This window comes from Campylobacter parajejuni (assembly GCF_046764905.1).
GTDB lineage: Bacteria > Campylobacterota > Campylobacteria > Campylobacterales > Campylobacteraceae > Campylobacter_D.
The window spans coordinates 43,237-68,434 of sequence record NZ_JBKORB010000006.1; the positions used below are offsets into that span (position 1 = coordinate 43,237).

General features: G+C 33.5%; 26 protein-coding genes and 1 tRNA gene. 25 read left to right on the forward strand and 2 right to left on the reverse strand.

The window, feature by feature from the left end:
* Positions 1 to 38 precede the first annotated feature (38 nt).
* Together ACLL8X_RS06760 and putP are read left to right on the forward strand one after the other, a co-directional pair.
* Entirely contained in the window at positions 39 to 3,536 is a 3,498-nt protein-coding gene (locus ACLL8X_RS06760; protein WP_411990165.1) for a bifunctional proline dehydrogenase/L-glutamate gamma-semialdehyde dehydrogenase, read from the forward strand.
* A 12-nt stretch (positions 3,537 to 3,548) separates the two neighbouring features.
* Positions 3,549 to 5,024, forward strand: a complete 1,476-nt coding sequence (gene putP / locus ACLL8X_RS06765; protein WP_411990166.1) for a sodium/proline symporter PutP — start codon at positions 3,549 to 3,551, stop codon at positions 5,022 to 5,024.
* Positions 5,025 to 5,039: 15 nt separating this feature from the next.
* On the opposite strand, the gene yedF is transcribed toward putP, so the two are convergent.
* Together yedF and yedE are read right to left on the reverse strand one after the other, a co-directional pair.
* Positions 5,040 to 5,267 carry a sulfurtransferase-like selenium metabolism protein YedF gene (gene yedF, locus ACLL8X_RS06770; protein ID WP_411990167.1) on the reverse strand — a complete coding sequence of 76 codons (228 nt, stop codon included), beginning with the start codon at positions 5,265 to 5,267 and terminating at the stop codon, positions 5,040 to 5,042.
* Entirely contained in the window at positions 5,264 to 6,475 is a 1,212-nt protein-coding gene (gene yedE / locus ACLL8X_RS06775; protein WP_411990168.1) for a selenium metabolism membrane protein YedE/FdhT, read from the reverse strand. The genes yedF and yedE overlap by 4 nt, the downstream gene beginning before the upstream one ends.
* A 148-nt stretch (positions 6,476 to 6,623) precedes the next feature.
* On the opposite strand from yedE, the gene ACLL8X_RS06780 reads away from it, so the two are divergent.
* The 23 genes from ACLL8X_RS06780 (at position 6,624) to ACLL8X_RS06890 (ending at position 25,165) form a co-directional block, all read left to right on the forward strand.
* A tRNA-Sec gene (locus ACLL8X_RS06780) sits at positions 6,624 to 6,721 on the forward strand.
* Between the two features lie 17 nt (positions 6,722 to 6,738).
* The gene (locus tag ACLL8X_RS06785; RefSeq protein WP_411990169.1) at positions 6,739 to 7,989 is read left to right on the forward strand and encodes an adenylosuccinate synthase; all 1,251 of its coding nucleotides are present in this window, start codon (positions 6,739 to 6,741) and stop codon (positions 7,987 to 7,989) included.
* Positions 7,986 to 8,414 (forward strand): flagellar export protein FliJ, encoded by a 429-nt coding sequence (locus tag ACLL8X_RS06790; protein WP_411990170.1) that lies wholly within the window; start codon positions 7,986 to 7,988, stop codon positions 8,412 to 8,414. Before ACLL8X_RS06785 ends, ACLL8X_RS06790 begins: the two co-directional genes overlap by 4 nt.
* Positions 8,407 to 8,925 carry a MotE family protein gene (locus tag ACLL8X_RS06795; protein WP_411990171.1) on the forward strand — a complete coding sequence of 173 codons (519 nt, stop codon included), beginning with the start codon at positions 8,407 to 8,409 and terminating at the stop codon, positions 8,923 to 8,925. Before ACLL8X_RS06790 ends, ACLL8X_RS06795 begins: the two co-directional genes overlap by 8 nt.
* 92 nt (positions 8,926 to 9,017) lie before the next feature.
* Positions 9,018 to 9,569, forward strand: coding sequence for a DUF507 family protein (locus tag ACLL8X_RS06800; RefSeq protein ID WP_411990172.1), 552 nt, complete (start codon positions 9,018 to 9,020; stop codon positions 9,567 to 9,569).
* An 11-nt stretch (positions 9,570 to 9,580) separates the two neighbouring features.
* Positions 9,581 to 10,699, forward strand: coding sequence for a glutamine-hydrolyzing carbamoyl-phosphate synthase small subunit (gene carA, locus ACLL8X_RS06805; protein ID WP_411990173.1), 1,119 nt, complete (start codon positions 9,581 to 9,583; stop codon positions 10,697 to 10,699).
* On the forward strand, positions 10,696 to 11,355 hold the full coding sequence (locus ACLL8X_RS06810) for a sulfite exporter TauE/SafE family protein (RefSeq protein WP_411990174.1): 660 nt from the start codon (positions 10,696 to 10,698) through the stop codon (positions 11,353 to 11,355). Before carA ends, ACLL8X_RS06810 begins: the two co-directional genes overlap by 4 nt.
* A gap of 207 nt (positions 11,356 to 11,562) precedes the next feature.
* Positions 11,563 to 12,243: a butyrate response regulator transcription factor BumR gene (gene bumR / locus ACLL8X_RS06815; protein ID WP_411990175.1), complete on the forward strand. Its 681-nt coding sequence runs from the start codon at positions 11,563 to 11,565 to the stop codon at positions 12,241 to 12,243.
* 125 nt (positions 12,244 to 12,368) lie between these two features.
* On the forward strand, positions 12,369 to 13,835 hold the full coding sequence (ccoN, locus tag ACLL8X_RS06820; protein WP_411990176.1) for a cytochrome-c oxidase, cbb3-type subunit I: 1,467 nt from the start codon (positions 12,369 to 12,371) through the stop codon (positions 13,833 to 13,835).
* A 12-nt stretch (positions 13,836 to 13,847) separates the two neighbouring features.
* Positions 13,848 to 14,513: a cytochrome-c oxidase, cbb3-type subunit II gene (gene ccoO / locus ACLL8X_RS06825; RefSeq protein ID WP_411990177.1), complete on the forward strand. Its 666-nt coding sequence runs from the start codon at positions 13,848 to 13,850 to the stop codon at positions 14,511 to 14,513.
* 4 nt (positions 14,514 to 14,517) lie between these two features.
* The gene (locus tag ACLL8X_RS06830) at positions 14,518 to 14,781 is read left to right on the forward strand and encodes a cytochrome c oxidase, cbb3-type, CcoQ subunit (RefSeq protein ID WP_411990178.1); all 264 of its coding nucleotides are present in this window, start codon (positions 14,518 to 14,520) and stop codon (positions 14,779 to 14,781) included.
* Positions 14,781 to 15,647 carry a c-type cytochrome gene (locus ACLL8X_RS06835; protein WP_411990179.1) on the forward strand — a complete coding sequence of 289 codons (867 nt, stop codon included), beginning with the start codon at positions 14,781 to 14,783 and terminating at the stop codon, positions 15,645 to 15,647. The genes ACLL8X_RS06830 and ACLL8X_RS06835 overlap by 1 nt, the downstream gene beginning before the upstream one ends.
* Entirely contained in the window at positions 15,644 to 15,865 is a 222-nt protein-coding gene (locus ACLL8X_RS06840; RefSeq protein WP_411990225.1) for a DUF4006 family protein, read from the forward strand. Before ACLL8X_RS06835 ends, ACLL8X_RS06840 begins: the two co-directional genes overlap by 4 nt.
* On the forward strand, positions 15,862 to 15,963 hold the full coding sequence (locus ACLL8X_RS06845) for a hypothetical protein (RefSeq protein WP_411990180.1): 102 nt from the start codon (positions 15,862 to 15,864) through the stop codon (positions 15,961 to 15,963). Before ACLL8X_RS06840 ends, ACLL8X_RS06845 begins: the two co-directional genes overlap by 4 nt.
* Positions 15,960 to 16,553, forward strand: coding sequence for a hypothetical protein (locus ACLL8X_RS06850; RefSeq protein ID WP_411990181.1), 594 nt, complete (start codon positions 15,960 to 15,962; stop codon positions 16,551 to 16,553). The genes ACLL8X_RS06845 and ACLL8X_RS06850 overlap by 4 nt, the downstream gene beginning before the upstream one ends.
* Positions 16,540 to 17,061, forward strand: coding sequence for a FixH family protein (locus ACLL8X_RS06855; protein WP_411990182.1), 522 nt, complete (start codon positions 16,540 to 16,542; stop codon positions 17,059 to 17,061). The genes ACLL8X_RS06850 and ACLL8X_RS06855 overlap by 14 nt, the downstream gene beginning before the upstream one ends.
* Entirely contained in the window at positions 17,058 to 19,424 is a 2,367-nt protein-coding gene (locus tag ACLL8X_RS06860) for a PD-(D/E)XK nuclease family protein (RefSeq protein WP_411990183.1), read from the forward strand. Before ACLL8X_RS06855 ends, ACLL8X_RS06860 begins: the two co-directional genes overlap by 4 nt.
* The gene (locus ACLL8X_RS06865) at positions 19,421 to 22,186 is read left to right on the forward strand and encodes a RecB-like helicase (protein WP_411990184.1); all 2,766 of its coding nucleotides are present in this window, start codon (positions 19,421 to 19,423) and stop codon (positions 22,184 to 22,186) included. The genes ACLL8X_RS06860 and ACLL8X_RS06865 overlap by 4 nt, the downstream gene beginning before the upstream one ends.
* A gap of 4 nt (positions 22,187 to 22,190) precedes the next feature.
* Positions 22,191 to 22,346 (forward strand): GIY-YIG nuclease family protein, encoded by a 156-nt coding sequence (locus ACLL8X_RS06870; RefSeq protein ID WP_411990185.1) that lies wholly within the window; start codon positions 22,191 to 22,193, stop codon positions 22,344 to 22,346.
* A 283-nt stretch (positions 22,347 to 22,629) separates the two neighbouring features.
* Positions 22,630 to 23,055, forward strand: coding sequence for a 50S ribosomal protein L13 (gene rplM, locus ACLL8X_RS06875; RefSeq protein ID WP_411990186.1), 426 nt, complete (start codon positions 22,630 to 22,632; stop codon positions 23,053 to 23,055).
* A gap of 2 nt (positions 23,056 to 23,057) precedes the next feature.
* The gene (gene rpsI, locus ACLL8X_RS06880; protein WP_411990187.1) at positions 23,058 to 23,447 is read left to right on the forward strand and encodes a 30S ribosomal protein S9; all 390 of its coding nucleotides are present in this window, start codon (positions 23,058 to 23,060) and stop codon (positions 23,445 to 23,447) included.
* Positions 23,448 to 23,564: 117 nt separating this feature from the next.
* Positions 23,565 to 24,524 (forward strand): fibronectin-binding outer membrane protein CadF, encoded by a 960-nt coding sequence (cadF, locus tag ACLL8X_RS06885; RefSeq protein WP_411990188.1) that lies wholly within the window; start codon positions 23,565 to 23,567, stop codon positions 24,522 to 24,524.
* The gene (locus tag ACLL8X_RS06890; RefSeq protein WP_411990189.1) at positions 24,524 to 25,165 is read left to right on the forward strand and encodes an HAD family hydrolase; all 642 of its coding nucleotides are present in this window, start codon (positions 24,524 to 24,526) and stop codon (positions 25,163 to 25,165) included. The genes cadF and ACLL8X_RS06890 overlap by 1 nt, the downstream gene beginning before the upstream one ends.
* The last annotated feature ends 33 nt before the right edge of the window (positions 25,166 to 25,198 follow it).

Consider the following 25,198-nt stretch of genomic DNA (forward strand, 5'->3'; position numbering starts at 1 on the left):
TTATTTATTAAAATTTATTTTATCTTAGGAGATACAAAATGATACAAAAAGCTTTGATTTTAGCTGAGGAATTACAAAGAAAAATAGAATTGAATATTTCAAATTCTGAAAAAGAATTTCATTTAAAAATGCAAAAACTTCTAAACAATCCCAAAAACAAAGTAATGCTTATAGAGTTATTAGATCGCTCTTTTAGGTGCAAGGAGAAGAGTGCTAGTTTTGAACTTATAGAACACACCTTAAACAAATACGGCATAGCGGATTTTTTTAGTGCGTTTGAAAAATTCCTACTTTTTAGCTTTTTAAATTTGGGTAAATTTGCTCCAAAGCTCAGTGTGCCTTTTTTTATTAAGCATTTAAGAGCAGATACGAAGGCTATGGTTTTAGATGCCAATCCTAGCGTTTTAGAACCGCATATGCGTAAAAGAAAGAATGAAAATAATATTGTTTTAAATGTGAATTTGATAGGCGAAGAGGTTTTAGGCGAAGCTGAGAGTGCTTATAGAATAAAAAAATACGAAGAGGCTTTAAAATCAAGCTATATTACTTATATTTCCATCAAAATCACTACAATTTTTTCACAAATTAATATCATTGATTTTGAATACTCTAAAGATGAAGTGGTAAAAAGGCTAGATTGTCTTTATGCTTTAGCTTTAGAAGAAGAGAAAAAGCAGGGCGTAGCTAAATTTATCAATTTGGATATGGAAGAATTTAGAGACTTAGAGCTTACAGCCCAAGCTTTTATGGAAAGTATTGCGAAATTTGATATTAAGGCGGGCATTGTTTTACAGGCTTATATTCCCGATTCTTATGAGTATCTTAAAAAACTTTTTGCCTTTTCAAAAGAAAGGGTTTTAAAGGGTATGAAGCCTATTAAAATCCGCTTTGTCAAGGGTGCCAATATGGAGAGTGAGGAGAGTATAGCCAGTCAAAGGGGCTGGGCTTTGCCTACTTTTGATAAAAAAATACACACTGATAGCAATTATAATAAAATGTTGGATTTTGTTTTAGAAGATGAGAATTTTAAATACATCGACATAGGCATAGCCAGTCATAATATCTTTGAGATTGCTTATGCTTATACACGAATCGCCCAGGCGGGTGCTTTGAATTCTTTCACTTTTGAAATGCTTGAGGGTATGAGTTTGCAATGCTCTTATGAATTATCTAAAATGCACGATTTAATCCTTTATGCCCCCGTTTGTGATGAAACACATTTTAATAATGCCATTGCTTATCTTGTAAGAAGGCTTGATGAAAATACGAGCGAAGATAATTTTATGCGTTATTTTTTCAATCTTAAAGTAGGAGATGAAAACTGGAATATCCAAAAAGAACTCTTTTTAAAATCCTTAGAAGGTATTAAAAGCCTTGATAATTCAAGCAAAAGAACCCAAGATAGAAATAAAGAGCAAAAAATCATCAGTTCTTATGAGAGTAAGGAATTTAAAAACGAGCCTGATACGGATTTTATCTTAAAAGCCAATAGACAATGGGCTAAAATTATAAGAGCTAAGTATGAAAATTTAGAAAATTTTGATGTATATCCTGTTGCAAAAGATATAATTAAAAATGAAAATTTACAAGTCATAGAAGTGAAGGATAAAATCAAAAATCGCACCCTAGGCAAGGCACATTTAGCAGGAGAAAATGAGATTAAATACGCCCTAGAGCTTGCCAAAAAATCAAATTTTGGCGAGTTAAGCCACGATGAAATTTATAAAATATTAGCCAAAACAGCCCAGCTTTTTAGAGAACGCAGGGGGGATTTAATCGGCATAGCGGCTTTAGAAGTAGGAAAAACCTTCTTAGAAATTGACCCTGAAGTCAGCGAAGCCATAGACTTTTTAGAATTTTATCCGCATTCTTTAGAAAAATTAAAAGAGCAAAATCCAAACACCACTTTTAAAGCTAAGGGTGTGGGAGTGGTCATAGCCCCGTGGAATTTCCCAGTGGGAATTTCAGCAGGAACCATAGCCGCTCCGCTTGCAGCAGGAAATAGAGTGATTTATAAGCCCTCATCCTTGTCTATGCTAACGGGCTTTATGCTTTGTCAGTGTTTTTGGGACGCTGGAATTCCTAAGGATGCCTTGATTTTCTTACCTGCTAAGGGCAGTGATATTTCTAAATATTTGCTTGTTGATGAAGCGATTAAATTTTCAATTCTTACGGGTGGAGAGGATACTGCTTATGCGATGTTAAAAGCAAATCCTACCTTGCTTTTAAGTGCGGAGACAGGGGGTAAAAACGCCACCATAGTATCTAAATTTGCTGATAGAGATAGTGCGATTAAAAATATCATTCATTCTGCTTTTTCTAATTCGGGTCAAAAATGCTCGGCTACTTCTTTGCTTGTTTTAGAAGAAGAAGTTTATGAAGATGAAGAATTTAAAAAGACCTTAGTTGATGCGGCAAGTTCTATGGCTGTTGGAAATCCTTTTGAATTTAAAAATAAACTTGGAGCTTTAGCCGATAAAGCCGATGCAAAACTACAAAAAGCTTTAGATGAATTGGCTCCTTATGAGAGTTGGGCTTTAAAACCTAAATTTATAGATGACAATCCCTATCTTTTAACTCCGGGCATTAAATACGGCACCAAAAAAGGCGATTTTACTCATATGAATGAGCTTTTTGCACCCATTTTAAGCGTAATGAAGGCTAAGGATTTAAAAGAAGCTATTGATATAGTAAATTCCACAGGATACGGACTTACAGCGGGTTTTGAAAGCTTAGATGAAAGAGAATGGGAGTATTTTCACACCCACATAGAAGCAGGAAATATTTATATCAATAAACCCACCACAGGCGCTATCGTGCTAAGACAGCCTTTTGGAGGCGTTAAAAAGTCTGCCATAGGCTTTGGTAGGAAGGTGGGAATTTATAATTACATTACCCAGTTTGTTAATATAGAGCAAAGTCAAGCAGACCAAAATATCTTAGATGATGCCTTAGTAGCCCATTTAAACGCCCTAAATCTTGACTTAAATGAAAAGGACAAAGTAGGCGTTGAATTGGCTAAGGCTATGGCAAGAAGCTATGCTTATCACGCAAAGTATGAATTTGCGAGTGTGAGAGATTATGTAAATATTAGGGGCGAGGACAATCTTTTTTCTTATACTAAGGTAAAAAATATCGCTTATAGAGTGCATAAAGAAGATGATTTAAAAGATATTTTAGGCGTGGTTTTAGCAGCAAGTGTGCTAAATATCGAACTTTTAGTAAGCTATGATGAGCATGAAAAAATAGAACTTGTGCAAAAAATCCATCAAAAAATAGGCTCTAAAATACTATTTCTTAAAGAAAGCAAGGAAAATTTCATTGAAAAAATAGCAGCTTATGAAAGAATTCGCTATTTTGCCCCACAAGATGTAGAAGATGAAATTTTCAAAAAAGCAGCCAGTTGTGCAAAAATCATAGCCCATGCAAAACCTTTAATCAATGGTCGTTTTGAGTTGCTTTTATATCATAATGAAAAAGCTTTAAGCATAGCCTTCCATCGTTATGGAAATTTAGGCATTCGAGCTTTAAAATAAAAAGGAGAGAAAATGGAAGTAGTTCAGATTAATATACAAATTGCGATAATGTTTGTCGGGTATTCGGCTTTAATGCTTTTCATAGGCTTTTATTTTTACAAGCAAAATAAAAGCTCAGAAGATTATTTTCTAGGCGGTCGTTCTATGGGACCTGTGGTTTCAGCCTTGAGTGCAGGGGCATCTGATATGAGTGCTTGGCTTTTGATGGGTTTGCCCGGAGCCTTATATGTAAGTGGTTTGGCAGAAAGTTATATAGCCATAGGTCTTAGTATAGGTGCCTTTTTAAACTGGAGCTTTGTGGCAAAAAGACTTAGAATTTATACGAGCGTGATTGCCAATTCCATCACAATCCCTGATTATTTTGAAACGAGATTTGATGATGATAAGCATATTTTAAGAGTGGTTTGTGCCATTGTTATTTTGATATTTTTTACCTTTTATGTTTCATCAGGGCTTGTAGGCGGAGCAAAGCTTTTTGAAGCCACTTTTGGAATACAATATGAATACGCACTCACCACAGGAACGCTCATCATAGTTGCTTATACTTTTTTAGGGGGATATAAGGCAGTTTGTTGGACGGATTTGATTCAAGGGCTTTTGATGATGAGTGCTTTAATTATCGTGCCTTTGGTAATGATTTCTCATTTAGGGGGTTTAAATGAGGCTGTAAATATAGTCAAAGAAATCAAGCCAAATACCTTTTCTATGGGAGAAGGACTGAGCTTAGTGGGTATAATCTCAGCCCTTTCTTGGGGACTTGGGTATTTTGGTCAGCCTCATATTTTGGTTCGTTTTATGTCTATAAAATCCACTAAAGACATTCCAAGTGCTACTTTTGTAGGAATTTCTTGGATGGTTATATCTTTGGTGGGTGCTTGCTTGATAGGTATTTTAGGCATAGCTTATGTGAATAAATTCGAGCTGAGTTTGCAAGACCCTGAAAAGATTTTTATTGTAATGTCGCAGCTTTTATTTAATCCTTGGATAGCTGGAATTTTACTCAGCGCTATTTTAGCCGCTATTATGAGCACAGCTAGCTCACAACTACTTGTTTCAAGCTCAACCATAGCAGAAGATTTTTATAAGAGAATTTTAAACAAAGAAGCTTCAAATAAAGTAGTGATGAATTTAGGTAGATTTGGAGTTTTAGCTGTGGCTGTGATAGCTTTTATTATTTCTACGGATAAAAACTCAAGTGTTTTGAGTATAGTTTCTTATGCGTGGGCTGGATTTGGCGCAAGTTTTGGTTCTGTAATGCTTTTTTCTTTATTTTGGTCTAGAATGACTAGATACGCTGCCATTGCAGGTATGATTACAGGTGCTGTGGTGGTGGTTGTGTATAAAAATTTCCTTTCTGCTTGGTTTGGGATTTATGAAATTATACCGGGATTTTTAGCCGCTTCCTTAGTCATTATCTTAGTGAGTTTAGCAACAAAGGTGCGTCCGGGAACCAAAGCAGCTTATGAAACCATGCTAAAACATCTTTAAAATTATCCAAAAGTCTTAAGGCTTTTGGATTAAAAATCTTAGTGTAGGTCCGCTTTGATTGATTTTGAGCACTTTAAAACCACGATTTTTTGCATCTTCGGGTATGGAATTAATACTTTGCGGGCAATCACAAAGCACTTCTAAAATTTCCCCACTTTTAAGCTGGGGCAACACTTCAAGCGTGGCTATGGCTGGGTAAGGACAAGCTTCGCCTTGTAAATTTAAACTATAAGTAATTTTCATGGTATATCCTTAAATTTTTCAAAGAAGCGTTTTTTGTAAAATAAAACAAAGGCAAACATTAAAGCAAACAAAGCAAGATTGACAAAAAAGCCGTTTAAATTCCCAAATTCACTCAAAAGATTGATTTTCACGCCTTCTTTGAAAGTCCTTGGCAAAAAGTCATAAGTCAAAGCCAAAATCATTGTTCCTACTATATTTGCAATCCCTACTATCATAAAATGACTTTGTCCTTCAAAAGCACGGTAAGCCCAACCACACTCACAACCTCCGGCAAAAACTATGCCAAAACCAAACAAAAACGCCCCTAAAGCCACAGCAGGAGAAAGCTCTATGAGTTTGCTAGTATGACCTTGTAAAATAAAAGCAAAGGCGATTAAAGAGGCGATAATCATGCCTATCATTGCACCTTTGATAGCATTATCCCTACCAAATAAAAACAAATCCCTAAAGCAAGAAGTGAAGCAAATTTGTCCCTTAGCAATAATAAAACCAAAGGCAAAACCAAAAATAAGAGCCAAAGCCAAAAGACTTTGTCTATTTTGCGTTTGGATATTACCCTTTGTAAAAGCAAGATAAAATATCGCTATTAAAAAAAGGGCAAAAAGCATTATGCCTAAAGCAAAATAGACCTTCGCACGCAAGGGGTGTTCGTCAAAGGGTAAAATTTCTTTATCCACTCGTTCTAGTTTTGCTTTAGGTTTAAAAAAGGCGCTATTGCAAATTTTCACCCCCAAATAAATGCCTAAAATCATAAAAATTGTAAAGAACCAAGTGTGTAAAGAAAAATAAGGCAAGCCTGTGAAAAAATTAGCCAAATTACACCCAAATGCAAGTCTTGCCCCATAGCCTGAAAGAATTCCGCCCACTATGGCTTGAAAAATTCTTATATTGCTAGCAGGAAGGCGGAATTTGATTTTATTAGCTAAAAGTGCTGCTACTAAACAGCCTATAAACATACCTATAAGCATAATACCATCGGTTCTTGTTAGGGGAGTGCCGTTTAAATTTTGCTTTTCATAATAAGAATATCCGTCTAAATTCACGCCCAAAAGCTCTAAAAATTCGCCACCCCAACGCGTCATTTCCCCAGTAACCGCCCAAACACCCCCAAAAATCCCAAAATACACCGCACTTAAAATTCCAAGCACAATCATAGAACGGGAATTATCCCAAAAATAGATGAAATATTTTTGTTTAAAAGAATTCAAAGAAAGTTCCTAAAAGTTAATCATCAAAACTTGATGCTAAAAAAGAGTGCAATTATAACTCAAAACAAAGCCAAAGTCAAAGCTGTGCCTAGCCAAATTTGCCAAATTTATTTTGTTTTTCATTAAAAATCGCTATAATTACAACTTTGGAAGATAAGCAACTCTGGTGAGTGCCACTGACTTCAAATCAGATGAAAGGATAGCTGGCTATTCTTTGGGGAGTTCGATTCTCTCATCTTCTCGCCAAAATTCAAGGAAATTTTATGAGCAAAGCAGATATTATTGTCGGTATTCAATGGGGCGATGAAGGCAAGGGCAAAATAGTAGATAAATTATGTGAAAATTATGATTTTGTTTGCAGAAGTGCAGGGGGGCATAATGCAGGACACACCATTTGGGTTGATGGTGTAAGATACGCTCTTCATCTTATGCCAAGTGGAATTTTGCATCCAAGCTGCGTTAATATTATCGGTAATGGAGTTGTGGTTTCGCCTGAAGTTTTGATTGCTGAAATGGCTCAATTTGAAAATTTAAAAGGCAGATTATATATCAGCGATAGAGCGCATTTGAATTTAAAACACCATTCTTTAATAGATATTGCCAAAGAAAGGCTCAAAGGTAAAAACGCCATAGGAACAACAGGTAAGGGTATAGGACCTAGCTATGCTGATAAGATTAATCGCACAGGGCATAGGGTAGCCGAGCTTTTAGAGCCTAGCAAACTTTGTGAGGCTTTGATAAAGGATTTTGAAGCTAATAAAACTTTTTTTGAAATGCTTGAAATTACAATTGTAAGTGCTGAGGAATTGTTTAATGACTTAAAACGCTTTAGTGAAATTTTAAGTCCCTATATCACAGATACTACAAGAATGCTTTGGAAGGCTTTAGATGAAGATAAAAGAGTGCTTTTAGAAGGCGCTCAAGGTTCTATGCTTGATATAGACCACGGAACTTATCCTTTTGTAACAAGTTCAAGCACAATTTCTGCAGGCGCTTTAATAGGACTGGGATTAAACCCTAAAGAAGTAGGAAATATCATAGGTATTGTAAAGGCTTATGCTACAAGAGTGGGTAATGGGGCTTTTCCTACTGAAGATAAGGGTGAAGATGGAGAAAAAATCGCACGAATTGGAAAAGAAATCGGCGTAAGCACAGGGCGTAAAAGGCGTTGTGGTTGGTTTGATGCTGTTGCGGTAAAATATACAGCAAGGCTTAATGGGCTTGATGCTTTATCTTTGATGAAACTTGATGTTTTAGATGGTTTTGAGAAGGTAAAAATTTGCCGTGCTTATGAGTATAAGGGTATGGAAATTGACTATATGCCAAGCGATTTAGAAAGCGTAAAGCCTATTTATGAAGAAATGGATGGCTGGGATAAGGTTTTTGGTATAAAAGATTATGATTTATTGCCCCAAAATGCCAAGAAATACATAGCAAGACTTGAAGAACTTGTAGGAGTTAAAGTAAGGTATATTTCTACTAGTCCTGAAAGAGATGATACTATCATTTTATGAAAAGCAAATATAATTCTGTTGTCAAGGTGCGAAAACAGCAGCTAGATAAGGCAGAAAATAATCTTAACAAAGCCAAACAAAGACAGCTTGAAAATGAAGTTGCTTATGAGCTTTCACGCAAGGAATGCGAAAATTTAAGTGCCTTGCCAAAATCGGGTTCTATTGCTGATTTAAGGTCTAATTTAAGTATGGCACAAGTAGGACGCGAAGCTTTGGCAAGAGCTAAAGAAAAAGTCGAGCTTTCTAAAAAAGAAATGAATCATTATCAGTTTTTGTATCAAAAAGCACATTTAGATTATGAAAAAATGAAGGTTTTAGAAGCTGAAGAAATCAAACAAAAACAAAAAGAACTCGCCAAGGCTGAAGAGAAATTTTTAGATGAAATTGCTATAAGTCGTTTTTTCAAAGGAGAAAAAGATGGTTAAAAAATTTATATTTTTGGTTTTTATTTTGGGTGCAGTTTTACAAGCTGAGCAAGATTGTGAGCAGTATTTTGAAGCTAGAAAGGCTCAAATTGAACTTCAAACGAGAGAATTTGATGAAGCTAGGCAGTCTTTAGAAGCTTATAAGGCTTCTTTTGAAGCTTTGCAAAAAGAAAGGCTTGAAAATTTAGAAAAAAGAGAAGCAGAAGTGAATGCGACTTTGGCACAGATTGAAAATTTAAGGGCTGAAAATGCTAAATTGCTAGAACAACAGCAAGAAATTTTAAAAACTATTAATGACAAGACCGAAGGCAGGGTCAAAGAAATTTATTCTCAAATGAAAGATACTGCCATCGCTGATGTTTTAAGTCAAATGGATGCAGAGGATGCAAGTAAAATAATGCTTTCTTTAGAATCGCGTAAAATTTCAGGTGTTTTATCTAAAATGGCACCACAAAAGGCTAGCGAACTTACCTTGCTTTTAAAAAATTTAGACAATAATGCTAGTAAATAAGTGATTAAAAGGATTAAAAATTTTCATTTTTAACATTCTTTTACCAAAAATAAGCTATCATTTTAAACATTATTAGATAAAAGGTTTTTAAGATGCGTATAAAATTGCCACATATTCCTTATATTGCAAATAAAATGATATTAGATTTAGCCAATTCTTCTTTTGTTGAGATTAAAGACCAGTTAGAAAGATTGAAGCTGTGTATAGTAGAAGTTTTGGAAAAAGATATTTTAAATGAAAGAAAATTAGACGAAAAGGTAAAAGAGCTTTTAGAACAACAAGAAGATGAAATGGAGCTTATGCAAGTAGACCGCAAAAATATGTTTTGGCTTGTGAAGAGAAAATTAGCTCCCGAGTTTAGTGTGATTTTAGATTCTGAAGACCGCCATAATCACTTAGCACACAGAATTTTAGAAGAGTTGATAGAAAATGATTATATCAATTTTATAGTGAGTGAAAATAGGGTTAAGAATTTAATCTTTTCAAGCATAGAGTCTTATCTTAAAATTTATGAGAAGCTTGAAGATGAGGTTTATGAAAAAATTAGCAATTATAAAACAAAACCTATTCCGGGTAGCGAAGAATATGAACTTATATTTGAAAAACTTTATGAAGAAGAGCTTAGGAAAAAGGGTATGTTTTAAGGTGTGTTTTAATGAAAGCTTATATTTACTTAGAAAATGATATTTTTTTAACAGCTAAAGCCTTTGGAAGTAGTGGAACTTTTTTTGGAGAGCTTGTTTTTAATACTTCTTTAACCGGTTATCAAGAAATCATTTCAGACCCTTCTTATGCGGGGCAATTTATAGTGTTTTCTATGCCAGAAATAGGTGTAGTAGGAACCAATGAAGATGACAATGAAAGTAAGGAAATTTTTGCAAGCGGTGTTTTAATGCGTGAGTTAAGCCCTGTATTTTCAAATTTTCGTGCTAAAGAGAGTTTGCAAGAATATTTAAAAAAGCATAAAAAGATAGGAATTTATGAGCTAGATACGAGATATTTAGTAAAGATGATAAGAACTAAGGGAAATTTAAGAGCTGTAATTTCTACTGAAATTTCAAATAAAGAAGATTTAAAAACTGCCTTAGAAAAATCAGCAAAAATCGATGAAGTCAATTTTGTAAAAGAAGTCAGCACTAAGAAAAATTATTCCCATAAACAAGGCGTTTGGAATGCAAATTTGCAAAAATTTAATGACGCTAAAAGAAGTGCGAAAAAAGTTGCTGTGATTGATTATGGTGTGAAGATGAATATCTTAAATGAACTTGTAGAAGTGGGTTTTGAAGTGGAAGTTTATCCTTATAATGTCAAGGCTGATGTGCTTATTGCTTTATACAAAAAAGGCGAAATTCAAGGCGTGTTTCTTTCTAATGGTCCGGGTGAGCCAAGAATCTTAAAACAAGAAATTGCCGAGATTAAAAAACTAGCCGAAGCTAAAATTCCTATGCTTGGAATTTGCTTAGGACATCAGCTTTTAAGCAATGCCTTTGGTTATGAGACTTATAAGATGAAATTTGGGCAACACGGAGCCAATCACCCTGTAATTAATCTTGAAACAAAAATAGTTGAAATCACCGCACAAAATCACAATTATAATGTCCCTGAAGAACTCAGCGAAGTGGCTATTATCACTCATAGAAATTTATTTGGGGATAATGTAGAAGGAGTAAGGTATAAAAATTATCCCATCATTTCGGTGCAACATCACCCAGAAAGCTCTTCAGGTCCCCACGAGAGCAAGTATATTTTTAAAGAATTTATGAATTTAATGTGAGCATAGATTTTTTAGCCATCATTAGTGTTGCTTTTTTGTCTAGTTTTGGTCATTGCTATTCTATGTGTGGTGGCTTTATTTTGCTTTTTATAAATTTAAATTCAAAAAGCAATAATTTATTTTTATTAACTTTTATTTATCATTTATTTAGAATTTTTTCTTATATTTTCTTAGGAATAATTTTTGGAGCTTTGGGTAATATTTTAGCCATAAATGCTAAGGTTCAAAGTTTGTCATTTTTTATTCTTGGTGTATTTATGGTGATTTTAGGTTTTGCTCTTATTTTTAGGGCTAATATACTATGCTTTATTGAAAATAATGTTTTTTTTAGTCGTTTTATAAAAGAAAGCATTAAAAAATCCAAAAAGTTCAAAGGGTTAAAATCAGCCATATTTTTAGGGTTTTTAAATGGTTTTGTTCCTTGTGGATTGGTGTATTTTTTCATAGCTAATGCAATGAGTAGGCAAAATATTATTGAAAGTATTTTAGTAATGTTGATTTTTGGAATATCAACCTTACCTGCAATGTTGTTTTTTTCTAAAATTTCACAATTTTTCAGTGATTTTTTAAAAAATTTTTTTAATTATTTATCCTATATTATCATTATTGGCTATGGTATTTATCTTGCTTTTATAGGTTTTAGGGCTTTTAAATGAAAGATTTTTAAGCAATTTACTACAAGGAAATTTAACTTTTGTAAGCAATAAGCTCTGTAAGATATGTCATTTTGGTGTTATTTGAGAGATAAATTTGACATATAAAAAAGTTAATCGAATTTTTTAAATTTATATGGAAGTGTTTAAAAATAAAAGAAGATAGGGCTTGTTTTAAAGTATTTTTTAGGATTAGAGGGTGGGATAAAAATGTTGCAAGAGTGCAAAAAATTAATTGTATTAGTAGTTGAAGATGAAATTAAAACTAGAGAATCATTGATTAGTGTATTAAGCGAACGCTTTAGCAAGGTAATCGGAGCTCAAAATGGGGATGAAGGGCTTAAAAAATTTAAGAAATTTAAACCGGATTTAGTTATCACAGATATTGCTATGCCTATTATGGATGGACTGGATATGGCAAGAGGGATTAAAGAAATTTCAGATGATGTGCCAATAGTCGTTCTTAGTGCATATTCTGATAAAGATAGACTTTTGCGTTCTATTGATATTGGCATAGATAAGTATCTCATTAAGCCCGTTGATATAGAAGAATTATGTAAAGTTTTGGATTATTTGGTGGGCGAAAAGATTGAAACAAATATGCTTGTAAAAATTTCCGAAGAATATCAGTTTAATAAAACAAAGCGAACTTTGATTCATAGTGGCAAGGAAATTGATTTGACTAAAAAAGAATTAGCTTTTGTTTCTCTACTTTTAAAACATCCCGGAGTTTTGGTGCTGCATGAAGATATTAAGAAAAATGTTTGGGTAGGTGAGCATGTGAGTGATACTGCTGTTAGGACTTTTATTAAAAGAGTAAGAGATAAAGTGGGTGAAGATTTTATAAAGAATGTGCCAAGTTTAGGTTATAAGATAAATATCAATAAATAAGACTGATTTAGCCTTAAAATATAAATCATAACAAACGATTAACAAAATTATTCTTTTTAAGAAAAAATGTATAATTAATATTCTATAATATTCTCTTGTTATCAAAAATTTTAAGGAGCAAGTCGATGCACCCAGGTAAGGTATTAAATTACGACTATACGGTTGCTAAATACTTTATGTTTGCAACCATATTGTTTGGCATTGTCGGTATGGCTATAGGAACTCTTATAGCTTTTCAAATGGCGTATCCTAACTTAAATTATTTAGCAGGAGAATACGCTACTTTTTCAAGACTTAGACCCCTTCATACTTCAGGTGTGATTTTTGGTTTTATGCTTTCAGGGATTTGGGCAACTTGGTATTATATAGGACAAAGAGTTCTTAAAGTGAGTATGGCTGAATCACGATTTTTAATGAGCATAGGCAAGTTACATTTTTGGCTTTATATGCTGACTATGATTTTAGCTGTTGTGTCTTTGTTTATGGGGATAAGCACATCTAAAGAGTATGCAGAACTTGAGTGGCCCTTAGATATACTCGTTGTTCTTGTTTGGGTTTTATGGGGGGTTAGTATTTTTGGACTGATTGGAATTCGCCGCGAAAAGACTCTTTATATATCTTTATGGTATTATATAGCTACATTCTTGGGTATTGCTATGCTTTATCTTTTTAACAATATGGAAGTGCCGACCTATTTTGTCGCAGGTATGGGTAAATGGTGGCATAGCGTATCGATGTATGCAGGGACAAATGACGCCTTAGTGCAATGGTGGTATGGGCATAATGCCGTAGCCTTTGTATTTACCGTGGGAATTATTGCTCAAATTTATTATTTCCTGCCAAAAGAAAGCGGTCAGCCGATTTTCTCTTATAAACTTTCTTTATTTGCGTTTTGGGGACTAATGTTTGTTTATTTGTGGGCTGGAGGACATCATCTTATTTATTCTACCGTGCCTGATTGGATGCAAACTATGGGTTCGGTTTTCTCTGTGGTATTGATTTTGCCTTCTTGGGGTTCGGCGATTAATATTTTACTTACTATGAAAGGCGAATGGAGTCAGTTAAGAGAGAGTCCTCTTATTAAATTTATGATTTTAGCATCCACTTTTTATATGTTTTCAACTCTTGAAGGACCTATTCTTTCCATTAAATCTGTCAATGCTTTGGCTCACTTTACGGATTGGATTCCGGGGCATGTGCATGATGGAACACTAGGCTGGGTCGGCTTTATGACTATGGCAGCACTTTATCATATGACTCCTAGGGTTTTCAAAAGAGAGCTTTTTAGCAAATCTTTGATGGAAATGCAGTTTTGGATACAAACTACGGGTATAGTGCTTTATTTTGCTTCGATGTGGATAGCAGGTATTACTCAAGGTATGATGTGGAGAGCCACAGATGAGTATGGAAATTTACTTTATAGTTTTATTGATTCTGTTGTGGCGATTGTGCCTTATTATTGGATTAGAGCCATTGGTGGATTGTTATATTTAATAGGCTTTTTTATGTTTGCTTATAATATTTATAAAACCATTGCTTGTGGAAGAGTGCTTGATAAAGAGCCAAAAAATGCCTCACCTATGGCAGCGTAAAAAGGAGAAAATATGTTTAGTTGGTTAGAAAAAAATCCATTCTTTTTTGCTGTGGCTGTTTTCGTTGTGATTGCTTATGCGGGTATTATTGAAGTTTTACCGAATTTTGCAGAGAATGCAAGACCTATTGAGGGCAAAAAACCTTATAGCGTTTTGCAGCTTGCAGGGCGTGCGGTATATATTAAAGATAGCTGTAATGCTTGTCATTCCCAGCTTATCCGTCCTTTTAAATCAGAAACCGACCGCTACGGAATGTATTCTGTAAGTGGCGAATTTGCTTATGATAGACCCTTTCTTTGGGGTTCAAAAAGAACAGGACCTGATTTGGCTCGTGTGGGAAATTATAGAACAGCTGATTGGCATGAAAATCATATGTGGGAGCCTACTTCTGTTGTGCCTGATTCTATTATGCCAGCCTATAAGCATATGTTTAAAACTAATGCCGATATAGAAACGGCTTATGCAGAAGCCCTAACCGTGAAAAAAGTTTTCAATGTTCCTTATGACACGGAAAATGGAACGAAACTAGGCTCGTGGGAAGAAGCACAAGCTGAAGTAAAAGCGGAAGCACAGGCTATAGTTGAACAAATGAAAAACCAAGAAGTAAAAGATGCTTTTGCTAAAGGTGAAATCAAAGAAATCGTTGCTTTGATTGCTTATTTAAACAGCTTAAAGTAAGACAATGGAGCATTTATCAATAGTTTTTGATGTGATTAAGAATTTAATCACATTCGATTTAGCAGTAGTTCAAAAACACGAATGGGAAATTTTTCAAGGCTATGGCTTTTTTGTCTTGGTGGTGTTTTTGTCGATAGTATTGTATGCGTATTGGTATCATCTATATAGAGCCGAAAAAAGGGGTGAGAGAAATTATGAAAAATATGCAAATCTTGCCTTAAAAGATGATATTGATGATAGTGTATTAGAAAGTAAAAGGAGTGCTTGATGCAATGGTTAAATTTAGAAGATAATATTAATCTTTTATCCTTAATTGGGGCGGTATTAATCGTTCTTATCACTTTATTTGTTGTAGGTAGAATGTTTAAACAAATGAAGGAAAAAAAAGCTGAGGGTATTGAACTAAGCGAACATAGTTGGGATGAGATAGAAGAGTATAAAAATCCTATTCCTACGGGTTGGGCTGTGGTCTTTTTCCTTGCTATAGTTTGGGCGATTTGGTATTTTTTATGGGGTTATCCTTTGAATTCTTACTCAAGTATAGGCGAATACAACAAAGAAGTAGCAACTCATAATACGAAATTTGAAGAGAAATTTAAAGATTTATCTGCCGAAAATAAAATAGCTATGGGGCAAAATATCTTTTTGGTTCAGTGTTCAGCTTGTCACGGAATCACAGCAGATGGCATTAATGGAAAGGCTGCAAATTTAAATGTTTGGGGTAGTGAAGAAGGTATAGTTGATGCCATCAAACACGGCTCAAAAGGTATGAATTTTCCGGGTGGTGAAATGCTTGGTGCTGCTGATTTAGGTATAAGTGATGAGGACATTGTTGCTATTGCAGCTTATGTGGCTAAGGAGCTTTCAGCCCTTAAACATACAGCCAATGAAGATTTAGTAGCTAAAGGCAAAGAAGCTTACGCAACTTGTGCGGCTTGTCATGGTGAAGATGGAAAAGGACAAGATGGAATGTTCCCTGACCTTACAAAATATGGCTCTGCGGCTTTTGTAGTGGATGTTTTACATAGTGGTAAAGCGGGATTTATAGGAGTTATGCCTAGCTTTTCTAGCTTGAATGAAATTCAAAAAGAAGCTGTGGGTGAATATGTAATTTCTCTTTCAAGGGGTGAATAATGGAAAATAATAACAGATGTGTATTTTCTCTTTCGGGTGTTACAGGTATGCTTATTGCTACAATTTTGTTGCTTGCAATTTTAGCTGGATTAACTATTTGGGGTCTTAAAGCCCAGCAAGAAGTGATGCAAAAACCTTATACTCTTAAGGATATGCAAAATGTTAAAATGTTTGGCTCAAAAGAGCAAGAACACAGAAGTATAAAGGAAGCACAATGAGTAAAGCTTTAGAATATTTAATTGTTATTGGTTTGGTAATCACAGCTGCCATTACCGCTTGGTCGGTTTTGACTATAAATCATCTTCATATAGGATGAAAAAATTATTACAAGGTGGGCTTTTGTCCATCTTTTTTTTTCTGCCTTTAAAAATTTTTGCCCTTGATGCTGTGCTTTTAAATGAAAATATTTTAAATCAAAAAGTAAGTACTGAGCTTAATCTTATAGGTAAGGAACTCTATGAAAAAACAGGCGTTTTTCTTGGTGTTATGGTAAGCGATAAAACTCCCATCGAAGCCTTATTAAGAATGCAAAAAGAACTCCCTAAGTCTTATATTTTGCTTCTTTTGTCTAAAAATTCTCATAAGGTCGATATAGTAGGTTCTAAAGGGGCTTTAGCTTTGATTGACAAAGAAGCGGTGCTTAGTCCTTATTCAGGCACAGGCTCTATTTTGCCTATCCTAGCTACTAATAAGGGCGATATTTATAATGCGGCGATTTTAAACGGCTATGCGGACCTTAGCGAACAAGTAGCACGCTCTAGAGGCGTAAAATTAGAAAATTCCATAGGTAACGCAAACCGCGATACTATCAACATTTTAAGAATACTTATTTATGGCTTTATTTGCTTTGCCTTGCTTTATTATGTCCAAAGAAGAATGAAAAGGAAGAAAAATGTCTCAAAATAAAAAAAGTTTTTGGCCCTATGGAATTTTGCTCTCCATTTTTGCCATAGTTTTAGCTTGCGTGGCTACGATAATCTTTGCCTCTCAATATCCTGTGCATGAGGATGATTTTTATTTCGACTCTTATCAAAATGTCGAAACGAATTATAATGAGATACAAAAGCAGCAAGCTAATTTTGATAAATTTTTTAAAATAACTTTTCAAAATGACAAGGTTACGCTTTTAGGTAAAAGAAAAATTTCTAGTTATGAAGTGGAACAAAATTCTTATATAGCGAATTTTAAAATTTCTTCTTTGCAAAATTTAAATCCCGACGACTTAAAGATTCAAGTCCTTCTTACAAGACCCTTTACTAGAGATTTTGACCAAAGATTAGATGGACAAATTCAAAATGGAATTTTAAGTATTGCTTTGCCTAAACTGGATAAGGGTAGATGGGAACTTAAGCTAAAATTTTACGCAAATCAAGAAACAGTGGGTTTTTTTAGTTACGAATTAAATGCCCAATGAAATTAAGAATTTTTAGCTCTTCAAGACAAATTAGAGAGTATTATAATCATCAAGCAACACACAATGCTTTGCTTGATAGGGCTATACATATAAGTGAATTTTTAGATGAAGTTTGTTTGAGTGAGTTTCATCTCATAAGCCCTTATGAAAGTTTGCTTTTAATGCAAGAAGCTTGTTTAAAAAGCAAGGATTTAGAAAAAAAACTAGGAATTTCAGCTGAATTTTTTGCTTTTTTAAAAAATAATGAATACCTTTTTTCTTTTTTTAAGGAATTAAGTTTAGAGAAAAAAAGCATAGAAGAACTTAAAAATAGCGATTATTACGCCACTTATAATGAGCATTTGGAAATTTTAGATGAAGTGTATAAAAACTATCTTGCTTTGCTTGAAAAAAATTCTTTCTATGATGCCTTATCTTTGCCTAAAAAATACACTCTCAATAAAGATTTTTTAGCTGAGTATGAGAGTATAGTTTATGATTTGCAAGGTTTTTTAAGTAAATTTGAAGAGGATTTGCTTGGCGAACTTTCTCAAATTAAAGAAGTGATTTTAAGCTTTAAAACTAGCAAATTTAACCTTGAATACCTTTTAAAACTAGATTTTTTAAAAACATTTGATTTAAAAATAAACACCCATTATGAGATTAATCTTTCAAAACAAGAGCTTTTAAAAGAACAAAATCTTAAGATAAGAAATTCAAAAATAAAGCTTAAAGCCTTTGAGTTAAGGGCTTTGCAATGTGCCTTTGTGATGGATGAAATTTCGCATTTCATCCGCAAGGGTTTAAAGGCTGAAAACATCGTAGTGATAACCCCTGATGAGAGTTTTTGCGAATTTTTAAGACTTTTTGATAAGGATAATATGCTCAATTTCGCCAGTGGGATTAGTATCAAAGAAAGCTTATTTTATCAAAAATTAAAAAGCCTTTATGAGAGTGCTAATAGCCCTTCTTTTGTTTATAAAAACCAAGAAGATTATTTTGAAGATTCGCAAATGATTTTTGATTATCACAATACGCTTTTGCATTCTTTAAAGCTTGATTTTATAGAGTTTAAAGATAAATTTGACAAGCCGTGTGATTTTGAATATTTTGAAAAATTGTTAGCTCTATTTTTGGAAAACGAAAAGCAAGAACTTATTTATTTGATACAAAAAGAGCTTTTTTTCATCAAAGATTTATTGAAAAATAAGCCTTTAAAGCTTAAAGAAATCCTTCATCTTTTTTTCATGCAAATTTCACAACTTTCCCTTAGTGCCGTAGGGGGTGGAAAAGTTACGACTATGGGGCTTTTAGAAAGTCGTGGGCTTTGTTTTGATGGAGTGATTTTGGTCGATTTTAATGAAGAATTTATTCCAAAAAGAAGTGTAAATGAGCTTTTTTTAAATAATGAAGTGCGTAAAAAAGCCGGGCTTATTAGCTATGAAAGAAGAGAAAATTTACAAAGATTTTATTATGAAAGTTTGATTAAAAATGCCTTAGAAGTTAGCATTTGTTTTGTAGAAAATGAAGAAAAAAGCAAATCGCGTTTTTTAGATGAGCTTGATTTTAACTTTTTTTATGAAACTAAAATGCCTCAAAAAGCCTATCTTAACGCTTTAAGACTTGATTATGAGCCTATAAAACCTAATTTAACCCCCCTAAAAGCTCCTATTTTAAAGCACAATCCTTTCGATTTTGCACTTTCTTTTAGTCGTTTTGACTTGCTAGAAAATCAAAAAAGAACTTATTATTACCGTTATATTTTAAATTTAGCAGAGCCTAGAGTTTTAAGTCAAGAGAGCAAGGCAAAAAATCAGGGCAATTTTGTCCATAAAATGCTTGAAATTTATTATAAAAATTACGCTAAGAATGAATTTGATTTAAAGCTTTTTACGAAGTTATTGGAGCAAGAATATCAAAAATACTCTATTAGCGAGCTTGACCTTGAAGTGTTGAAAATAAAATTTATCCCCTTTGCCAAAAATGAAAAAGAGCATTTTTCACAGGGCTATTGCGTGGCAAAAACTGAGCTTGAGTTAAAGAGCATTTTAAAGCTTGGAGCAGCTAAGATTGAGCTTAAAGGCAAGATAGACCGCATTGATAGTTCTAAGCAAGGAAATTTTATTATCGATTATAAAAGTGGAAAAGTGCCAAGTGATTCTTATCAACTTGCCTTTTATCAAGCTTTATATGATGAAAATGCTAGTGTGGGTTTTTATGATTTAAAAAGTATGCAAATCTTGCATAGTAAGGCTAAAAGTTTAGATGAATTAAAAGAAAAATTAAAAGACTTGCTTGTTTTAAGCAAGGAAGAGATGGAATTTGAAAACAAAGAAGATAGCTATTGTCCTTATAAACTCATTTACAAAAAGGAGCTCAAATGAGTCGTTTTGAGCCTTTTTTGGCTTTAGAAGCTAGTGCAGGAAGTGGCAAGACCTTTGCTTTAAGTGTGCGTTTTGTAGCTCTTATCTTAAAAGGGGCTAAGATGAATGAAATTTTAGCCTTAACATTTACCAAAAAAGCTGCCAATGAAATGCAAAAAAGGGTTGTTGAGACTTTTTTAAATTTAGAAAAAGAGAGCAAAATAAGCGAATGCGAAGAGCTTTGCAAACTTTTAAATCAAAACAAAGAAGAGCTTATAAGTCTAAGAAATGCTAGGAAAGAAGAGTTTTTAAGAACCGAGCTTAAAATCAGCACTTTTGATGCTTTTTTTGGAAAAATTTTACGCGTTTTTGCCTTAAATTTAGGCTTAAGCAGTGATTTTACTATAAGCGAGGAAAAGCTTGATGTAAGAGAGATTTTTTTAAAACTTCTAAAAAAAGATGAGTTAAAAGACTTGGCTTATTATATTAATCTAGTCGATGAGAAGGAAAAATTTTTTAACGAGCTTGAAAGATTTTATGAGAATGCTTTTTTTCAAAATCGTCCTAAAATTCCAAGCCCTTCTAAGGCTAGAATAAATAAGGCTTATGATGAGTTAAGAAGCTATTGTTTAAGTCTAAGTCATATAAAAAATTACACCCATTTATGTAAGAATTTTAAAAGCGAGAATTTGGATTTAGCCCAGTTTATGAAATCAAGTTTTATGGAAAAATTTGATAGCACAAAATACTTGCAAGATTTACAGAGCTTAGATTTGCATTTTGGCGCAAAAAGAATGACACTTATAAATGCTTTAAATGCTTATGCCATAGAGCTTGAAGCTTATAAAATTGCTAATTTAATGAATCTTTTAAATCATTATAGCGAGGCTAAAAATATATTGCATAGGGATAAAAATATCTTAAATTTTCAAGATGTGGCTAGAAGGGTTTATGAGTTAATTAGCAGTGATTTTAAGGATATGATTTATTTTCGTTTAGATGGCTTTATTTCGCATTTGCTCATTGATGAATTTCAAGATACCAGCGTGATTCAGTATCAAATTTTACGCCCCTTAATTGCCGAGCTTGTTTCAGGCGAAGGGGTTAAGAAAAATCGCACTTTTTTTTATGTGGGGGATAAAAAGCAAAGCATTTATCGTTTTCGCAAAGGAAAAAAAGAATTATTTGATTTATTAAAACAAGAATTTACTCAAATTAAAAGCGGTAGTTTAAATACAAATTACCGCTCCAAAGAGCTTTTGGTCGAATTTGTAAATGAGATTTTTAAAGACAAAATCAAAGCCTACAAAGAGCAATTTGCCCTGCCTAGTAAAAAAGGTGGCTTTGTGCGTGTTATCCAAAGCAAGGAGCAAAAGAGCAAAAATCAAGCCCAAGAAATCAAAGAAAAAACCTTAGAAACCTTGCTTGAGCAAATAAATTTTTTGCTTTCTAAAAATATTTCTTATGATGATATTTGTATTTTGTGTTGGAAAAACAATGATGCAGATATGATTTTAGATTTTTTAAAGAAGCAAGAACTTCCAGCCTTTACCCAAAGTAATGTTTTGCTTGAAAACAAAGCCAGTGTGAAGCTTATCTTAGAATACGCAAAATACTGCATTTTTGGCGATGAGTTTTACCTTGTATTTTTAAAGGAACTTTTGGGTTTTAGCCCGAGAAAAATCGCCCTTGACTTTTCAAAAAATGCTATGGAAAATGTGCTGTTTTTAGTCAAAGAATTAAGACTTAATCTAAGCGATATAGCCTTAATCCAGTTTATAGAATATGCTAAAACAAAGGAAAATTTTTTGGAGCTTTTATTTGAGCCTTGCACTTTAAAAATAGTAAGCGAGCAAAATAGGGGCATTAGCATTATGAGTGTGCATAAGTCTAAGGGCTTGGAATTTAGCCACATTATTTTGCTTGATAGCCTATCTAAAAACAATGCGGATAATGAAGAGCTTATGCTTGAATACGACCTCAATCAGGGTTGGCAATTGCATATTAAAGATAGGATTAGAGAGCTAAATAAAGAGCCTATTTACACTCTTTTTAAAGAAAATAAAACAAGAGCTGATTATGAAGATGAGATAAATAAGCTTTATGTAGCCTTTACAAGGGCTAAGGAAAGTTTGATTATCATAAAAAGAAATGAAGAATGTGTGAGTGGAATTTATCCTAGCTATTTTAAGGGCGAGTTTTTAAATATAGCCCCGCAAGAAAAAGGGGTTTTACAAGCTAAAGAAAGGGGTGTTAGTCCCCAAAAAGAAAGCTTACAAAGCCTAGAAAAATTTGAAAAAATTGCCCCGCAAGAAATTCAAAGCGAAGAAAAAACTGAGAGTAAAGAGCTATATTTTGGCAATGCTTTTCACTTTTTTATGCAAAATTTAAAACTTCCAAAGGGTGAAAATTTCCAAGCCCTTAGCCAAAGATGCAAAAGTAAATTTAGGCATTTTTTAGGCGAAAATGAATTTAAAAAGCTTTTTAAAAGGATAGAAAATTTACTCCACAATGCTAAATTTCAAGCCTTAATCCAAGATAAAAAACTTTTAAAAGAACAAGCTCTAAGCTTTAATGGGGAGATTAAACAGCTTGATTTGCTTGCCTTAAGCGAGAATGAAGCGGTAATTTTGGATTATAAAACGGGTTGGGCTATGCAAGAAAAACACCAAAAGCAAGTAAGCCTTTATAAAAAAGCCATTGAAGAAATTTTAGCAAAGCCAAAAACAAGGGCTTTTTTGGTATATTGTTTAGAAAATGAAATTCAGATTTTAGAAAGCTAAAAATATGAAACAATATCTTTATATCGCACAAGGAAGTTTAGAGCCTAGCAAGTGTAAAATCGGCATTACAAATGATTTAGAACGCCGTTTGAAAGAATACAATGCCACCACAGGAATTTCGGCTGAAAATTCGTATTCTCAATGTGTATCAAAAGTATGATGATAGTGCATACTTTTGGTTGATAATAGCTATATCCCCAATGATTATGTAAGCCTTTTGCGGTTTCCACAAGACAAATCTTAAACGGGGTTTTGGAGTGTGGTTATGAGATCGCTTCAAAAAAGTAATATGTCCCTTATGTTGAAGATGAGATTAAATTCGCCAGAGTGCTAATTCAAAAGAGTAAAAAAGAAAACTAAACTTTAAAATTTCTTAAATTAAGTAAAAATTAATATTATTTTTTATACAATCACATTTTAAATTTTTGGCAAAGGTAAAAATTATGACAAAGATAACAAAGCCAAACGAAGTAAAACGAGAATGGATTGTTTTAGACGCAGAAGGCAAACGCTTTGGTCGTCTTTTAACTGAAGTAGCGACAATTTTGAGAGGTAAAAACAAACCTTGCTTTACTCCAAATGTTGATTGTGGTGATTATGTGATTATCATCAATGCTTCAAAAGCTGTATTCACAGGGGCTAATAAAGCAGAAGATAAGCTTTATCATAGACATTCAGGATATTTTGGAAGCGTAAAAAGTGAAAAATTGGGTGATTTGCTTGAAAAAAATCCTGCAAAATTATACAAATTAGCCGTTAGAGGTATGCTTCCTAAAACAAATTTAGGTAGAGCGATGCTTAAAAAATTAAAAATTTATGCGGGTAGTGAGCATCCACACACTGCACAAATTGCTAAAGAAGGAAAATAATCATGGCAACAACATACGCAACAGGTAAAAGAAAAACCGCTATCGCAAAGGTATGGGTAAAACCGGGTAGCGGTAAAATTAGTGTTAATGGTGTGGATTTAAACACTTGGCTTGGTGGGCACGAAGCTATAAAGCTTAAAGTGGTTCAACCCTTACTTGTAACAAAGCAAGAAACTTTGATGGATATTAAAGCCACGACTTTAGGTGGTGGATATTCCGCACAAGCTGAAGCTTTAAGACACGGAATTTCAAGAGCTTTAGCGGCTATGGATGCGGACTTTAGAGCCTTGCTAAAACCACAAGGGCTTTTAACAAGGGATAGTAGAAGTGTAGAACGAAAAAAATACGGACGCCGCAAAGCAAGAAGAAGCCCACAATTCTCCAAACGTTAATGTTTTTGGTGGGATTTTCCCACCTTTCTACAATTTTTTATAAAACTCATTCTTTTTTCTGTCATTTATGGTATAATTGCAAGACTAAAATTTTAACTCATTAAAAAAGGTTTTTCTATGAAAAAATTATTATTATGTTTGGGTTTGGCAAGTGTTTTATTTGGTGCAGATGATAGGGTAAAATTTGAATTGACTCCAACTTTCAATTATAATTATTTTGAAGGTAATTTAGATATGGATAATCGTTACGCACCAGGTATTAGATTGGGTTATCATTTTGATGATTTTTGGCTTGACCAATTAGAGCTAGGTTTAGAGCATTATTCTGATGTTAAATATACAAGAACAGATAGAACTACAGATATTACAAGAACTTATTTGAGTGCTATTAAGGGTATTGATGTGGGTGAGAAATTTTATTTTTATGGTTTAGCAGGTGGAGGATATGAAGATTTTTCAAATGCCGCACTGGGTAATAAAAGCGGTGGTTTTGGGCATTATGGTGCGGGTATGAAATTCTATCTTAGTGATTCTTTGGCTTTAAGACTTGAGACTAGAGACCAAGTGAATTTTCACAATGCTAATCATAACTGGGTTTCAACCTTGGGTATTAGCTTTGGTTTTGGTAGCAAAAAGGAAAAAGCTGTAGAAGAAGTTGCTGATACTCGTCCAGCACCGCAAGTAACTTGCCCTATAGAACCAAGAGAAGGGGCTTTGCTTGATGAAAAGGGTTGTGAAAAAACTATTTCCTTGGAAGGTCATTTTGCTTTTGATAAAACTACTATAAATCCCGCTTTTCAAGAAAAAATTAAAGAAATTGCAAAAGTTTTAGATGAAAATGAAAGATATAGCACCATAATCGAAGGACATACCGATAATATAGGCTCAAGAGCTTATAATCAAAAGCTTTCTCAAAGACGCGCCCAAAGTGTTGCTAAGGAGCTTGAAAAATACGGAGTGGAAAAAAATCGTATCCAAACCATAGGCTACGGTCAAGACAAACCTCGCTCAAGCAACGACACTAAAGAAGGCAGAGCAGATAATAGAAGAGTGGATGCTAAATTTATTTTAAATTAATGAAACAAACTATTTTATTTGACTTAGATGGCACTTTAATCGATTCTACTAGTGCCATCTTAAATTCTTTTCAAGGGGCTTTAAAAACTCTTAAACTCAGCGTAAAAAATAATGAAGAAATTAAAAGGCTCATAGGTTATCCTTTGGAGCAAATGTTTAGTATGCTTTATCCGGATAAAGTTAGTTTTAGCAAGGAATTTATTTTAGCTTACCGCGAAATTTATACTCAAATTTATTTAGAGCAAAGCACTCTTTTGCCTAAGGTTAAAGAGGCGTTAGAGCTTGGGGATAAGATTGCAGATTTAGGTATAGTTACAACAAAAGGTGGGCAATTTACTCCCATTTTACTTGATTATCTAGGAGTTAGAAAATTCTTTAAAACTTTAATCACTTTTGATGATGTTACAAAGCCTAAACCTGATGCACAGCCCATAATTTTAGCCTTAAAAAGATTAAATAAAACCCAAGAAAATGCTTATATGATAGGCGATACAATGTTGGATGTTAAGGCTGCAATTTCTGCTAAGATTACTCCCCTAGCTTTAAGCTGTGGTTATGGCGATGAAGGGGAATTAAAAACCTATGCTAGGGTATTTTTAAGTGCCTATGATGCGGTTGATTATATAGCTAAATTAAAATAAAAGTTTTTGTTAAACGCCTTTTAAGAGAATTTA

Coding starts and splice junctions, on each gene's coding strand:
- ACLL8X_RS06760 (WP_411990165.1), top strand. CDS start 39: ATGATACAAAAAGCTTTGATTTTAGCTGAGGAATTACAAAGAAAAATA.
- putP (WP_411990166.1), top strand. CDS start 3,549: ATGGAAGTAGTTCAGATTAATATACAAATTGCGATAATGTTTGTCGGG.
- yedF (WP_411990167.1), bottom strand. CDS start 5,267: ATGAAAATTACTTATAGTTTAAATTTACAAGGCGAAGCTTGTCCTTAC.
- ACLL8X_RS06785 (WP_411990169.1), top strand. CDS start 6,739: ATGAGCAAAGCAGATATTATTGTCGGTATTCAATGGGGCGATGAAGGC.
- ACLL8X_RS06790 (WP_411990170.1), top strand. CDS start 7,986: ATGAAAAGCAAATATAATTCTGTTGTCAAGGTGCGAAAACAGCAGCTA.
- ACLL8X_RS06795 (WP_411990171.1), top strand. CDS start 8,407: ATGGTTAAAAAATTTATATTTTTGGTTTTTATTTTGGGTGCAGTTTTA.
- ACLL8X_RS06800 (WP_411990172.1), top strand. CDS start 9,018: ATGCGTATAAAATTGCCACATATTCCTTATATTGCAAATAAAATGATA.
- carA (WP_411990173.1), top strand. CDS start 9,581: ATGAAAGCTTATATTTACTTAGAAAATGATATTTTTTTAACAGCTAAA.
- bumR (WP_411990175.1), top strand. CDS start 11,563: ATGTTGCAAGAGTGCAAAAAATTAATTGTATTAGTAGTTGAAGATGAA.
- ccoN (WP_411990176.1), top strand. CDS start 12,369: ATGCACCCAGGTAAGGTATTAAATTACGACTATACGGTTGCTAAATAC.
- ccoO (WP_411990177.1), top strand. CDS start 13,848: ATGTTTAGTTGGTTAGAAAAAAATCCATTCTTTTTTGCTGTGGCTGTT.
- ACLL8X_RS06830 (WP_411990178.1), top strand. CDS start 14,518: ATGGAGCATTTATCAATAGTTTTTGATGTGATTAAGAATTTAATCACA.
- ACLL8X_RS06835 (WP_411990179.1), top strand. CDS start 14,781: ATGCAATGGTTAAATTTAGAAGATAATATTAATCTTTTATCCTTAATT.
- ACLL8X_RS06845 (WP_411990180.1), top strand. CDS start 15,862: ATGAGTAAAGCTTTAGAATATTTAATTGTTATTGGTTTGGTAATCACA.
- ACLL8X_RS06850 (WP_411990181.1), top strand. CDS start 15,960: ATGAAAAAATTATTACAAGGTGGGCTTTTGTCCATCTTTTTTTTTCTG.
- ACLL8X_RS06855 (WP_411990182.1), top strand. CDS start 16,540: ATGTCTCAAAATAAAAAAAGTTTTTGGCCCTATGGAATTTTGCTCTCC.
- ACLL8X_RS06860 (WP_411990183.1), top strand. CDS start 17,058: ATGAAATTAAGAATTTTTAGCTCTTCAAGACAAATTAGAGAGTATTAT.
- ACLL8X_RS06865 (WP_411990184.1), top strand. CDS start 19,421: ATGAGTCGTTTTGAGCCTTTTTTGGCTTTAGAAGCTAGTGCAGGAAGT.
- ACLL8X_RS06870 (WP_411990185.1), top strand. CDS start 22,191: ATGAAACAATATCTTTATATCGCACAAGGAAGTTTAGAGCCTAGCAAG.
- rplM (WP_411990186.1), top strand. CDS start 22,630: ATGACAAAGATAACAAAGCCAAACGAAGTAAAACGAGAATGGATTGTT.
- rpsI (WP_411990187.1), top strand. CDS start 23,058: ATGGCAACAACATACGCAACAGGTAAAAGAAAAACCGCTATCGCAAAG.
- cadF (WP_411990188.1), top strand. CDS start 23,565: ATGAAAAAATTATTATTATGTTTGGGTTTGGCAAGTGTTTTATTTGGT.
- ACLL8X_RS06890 (WP_411990189.1), top strand. CDS start 24,524: ATGAAACAAACTATTTTATTTGACTTAGATGGCACTTTAATCGATTCT.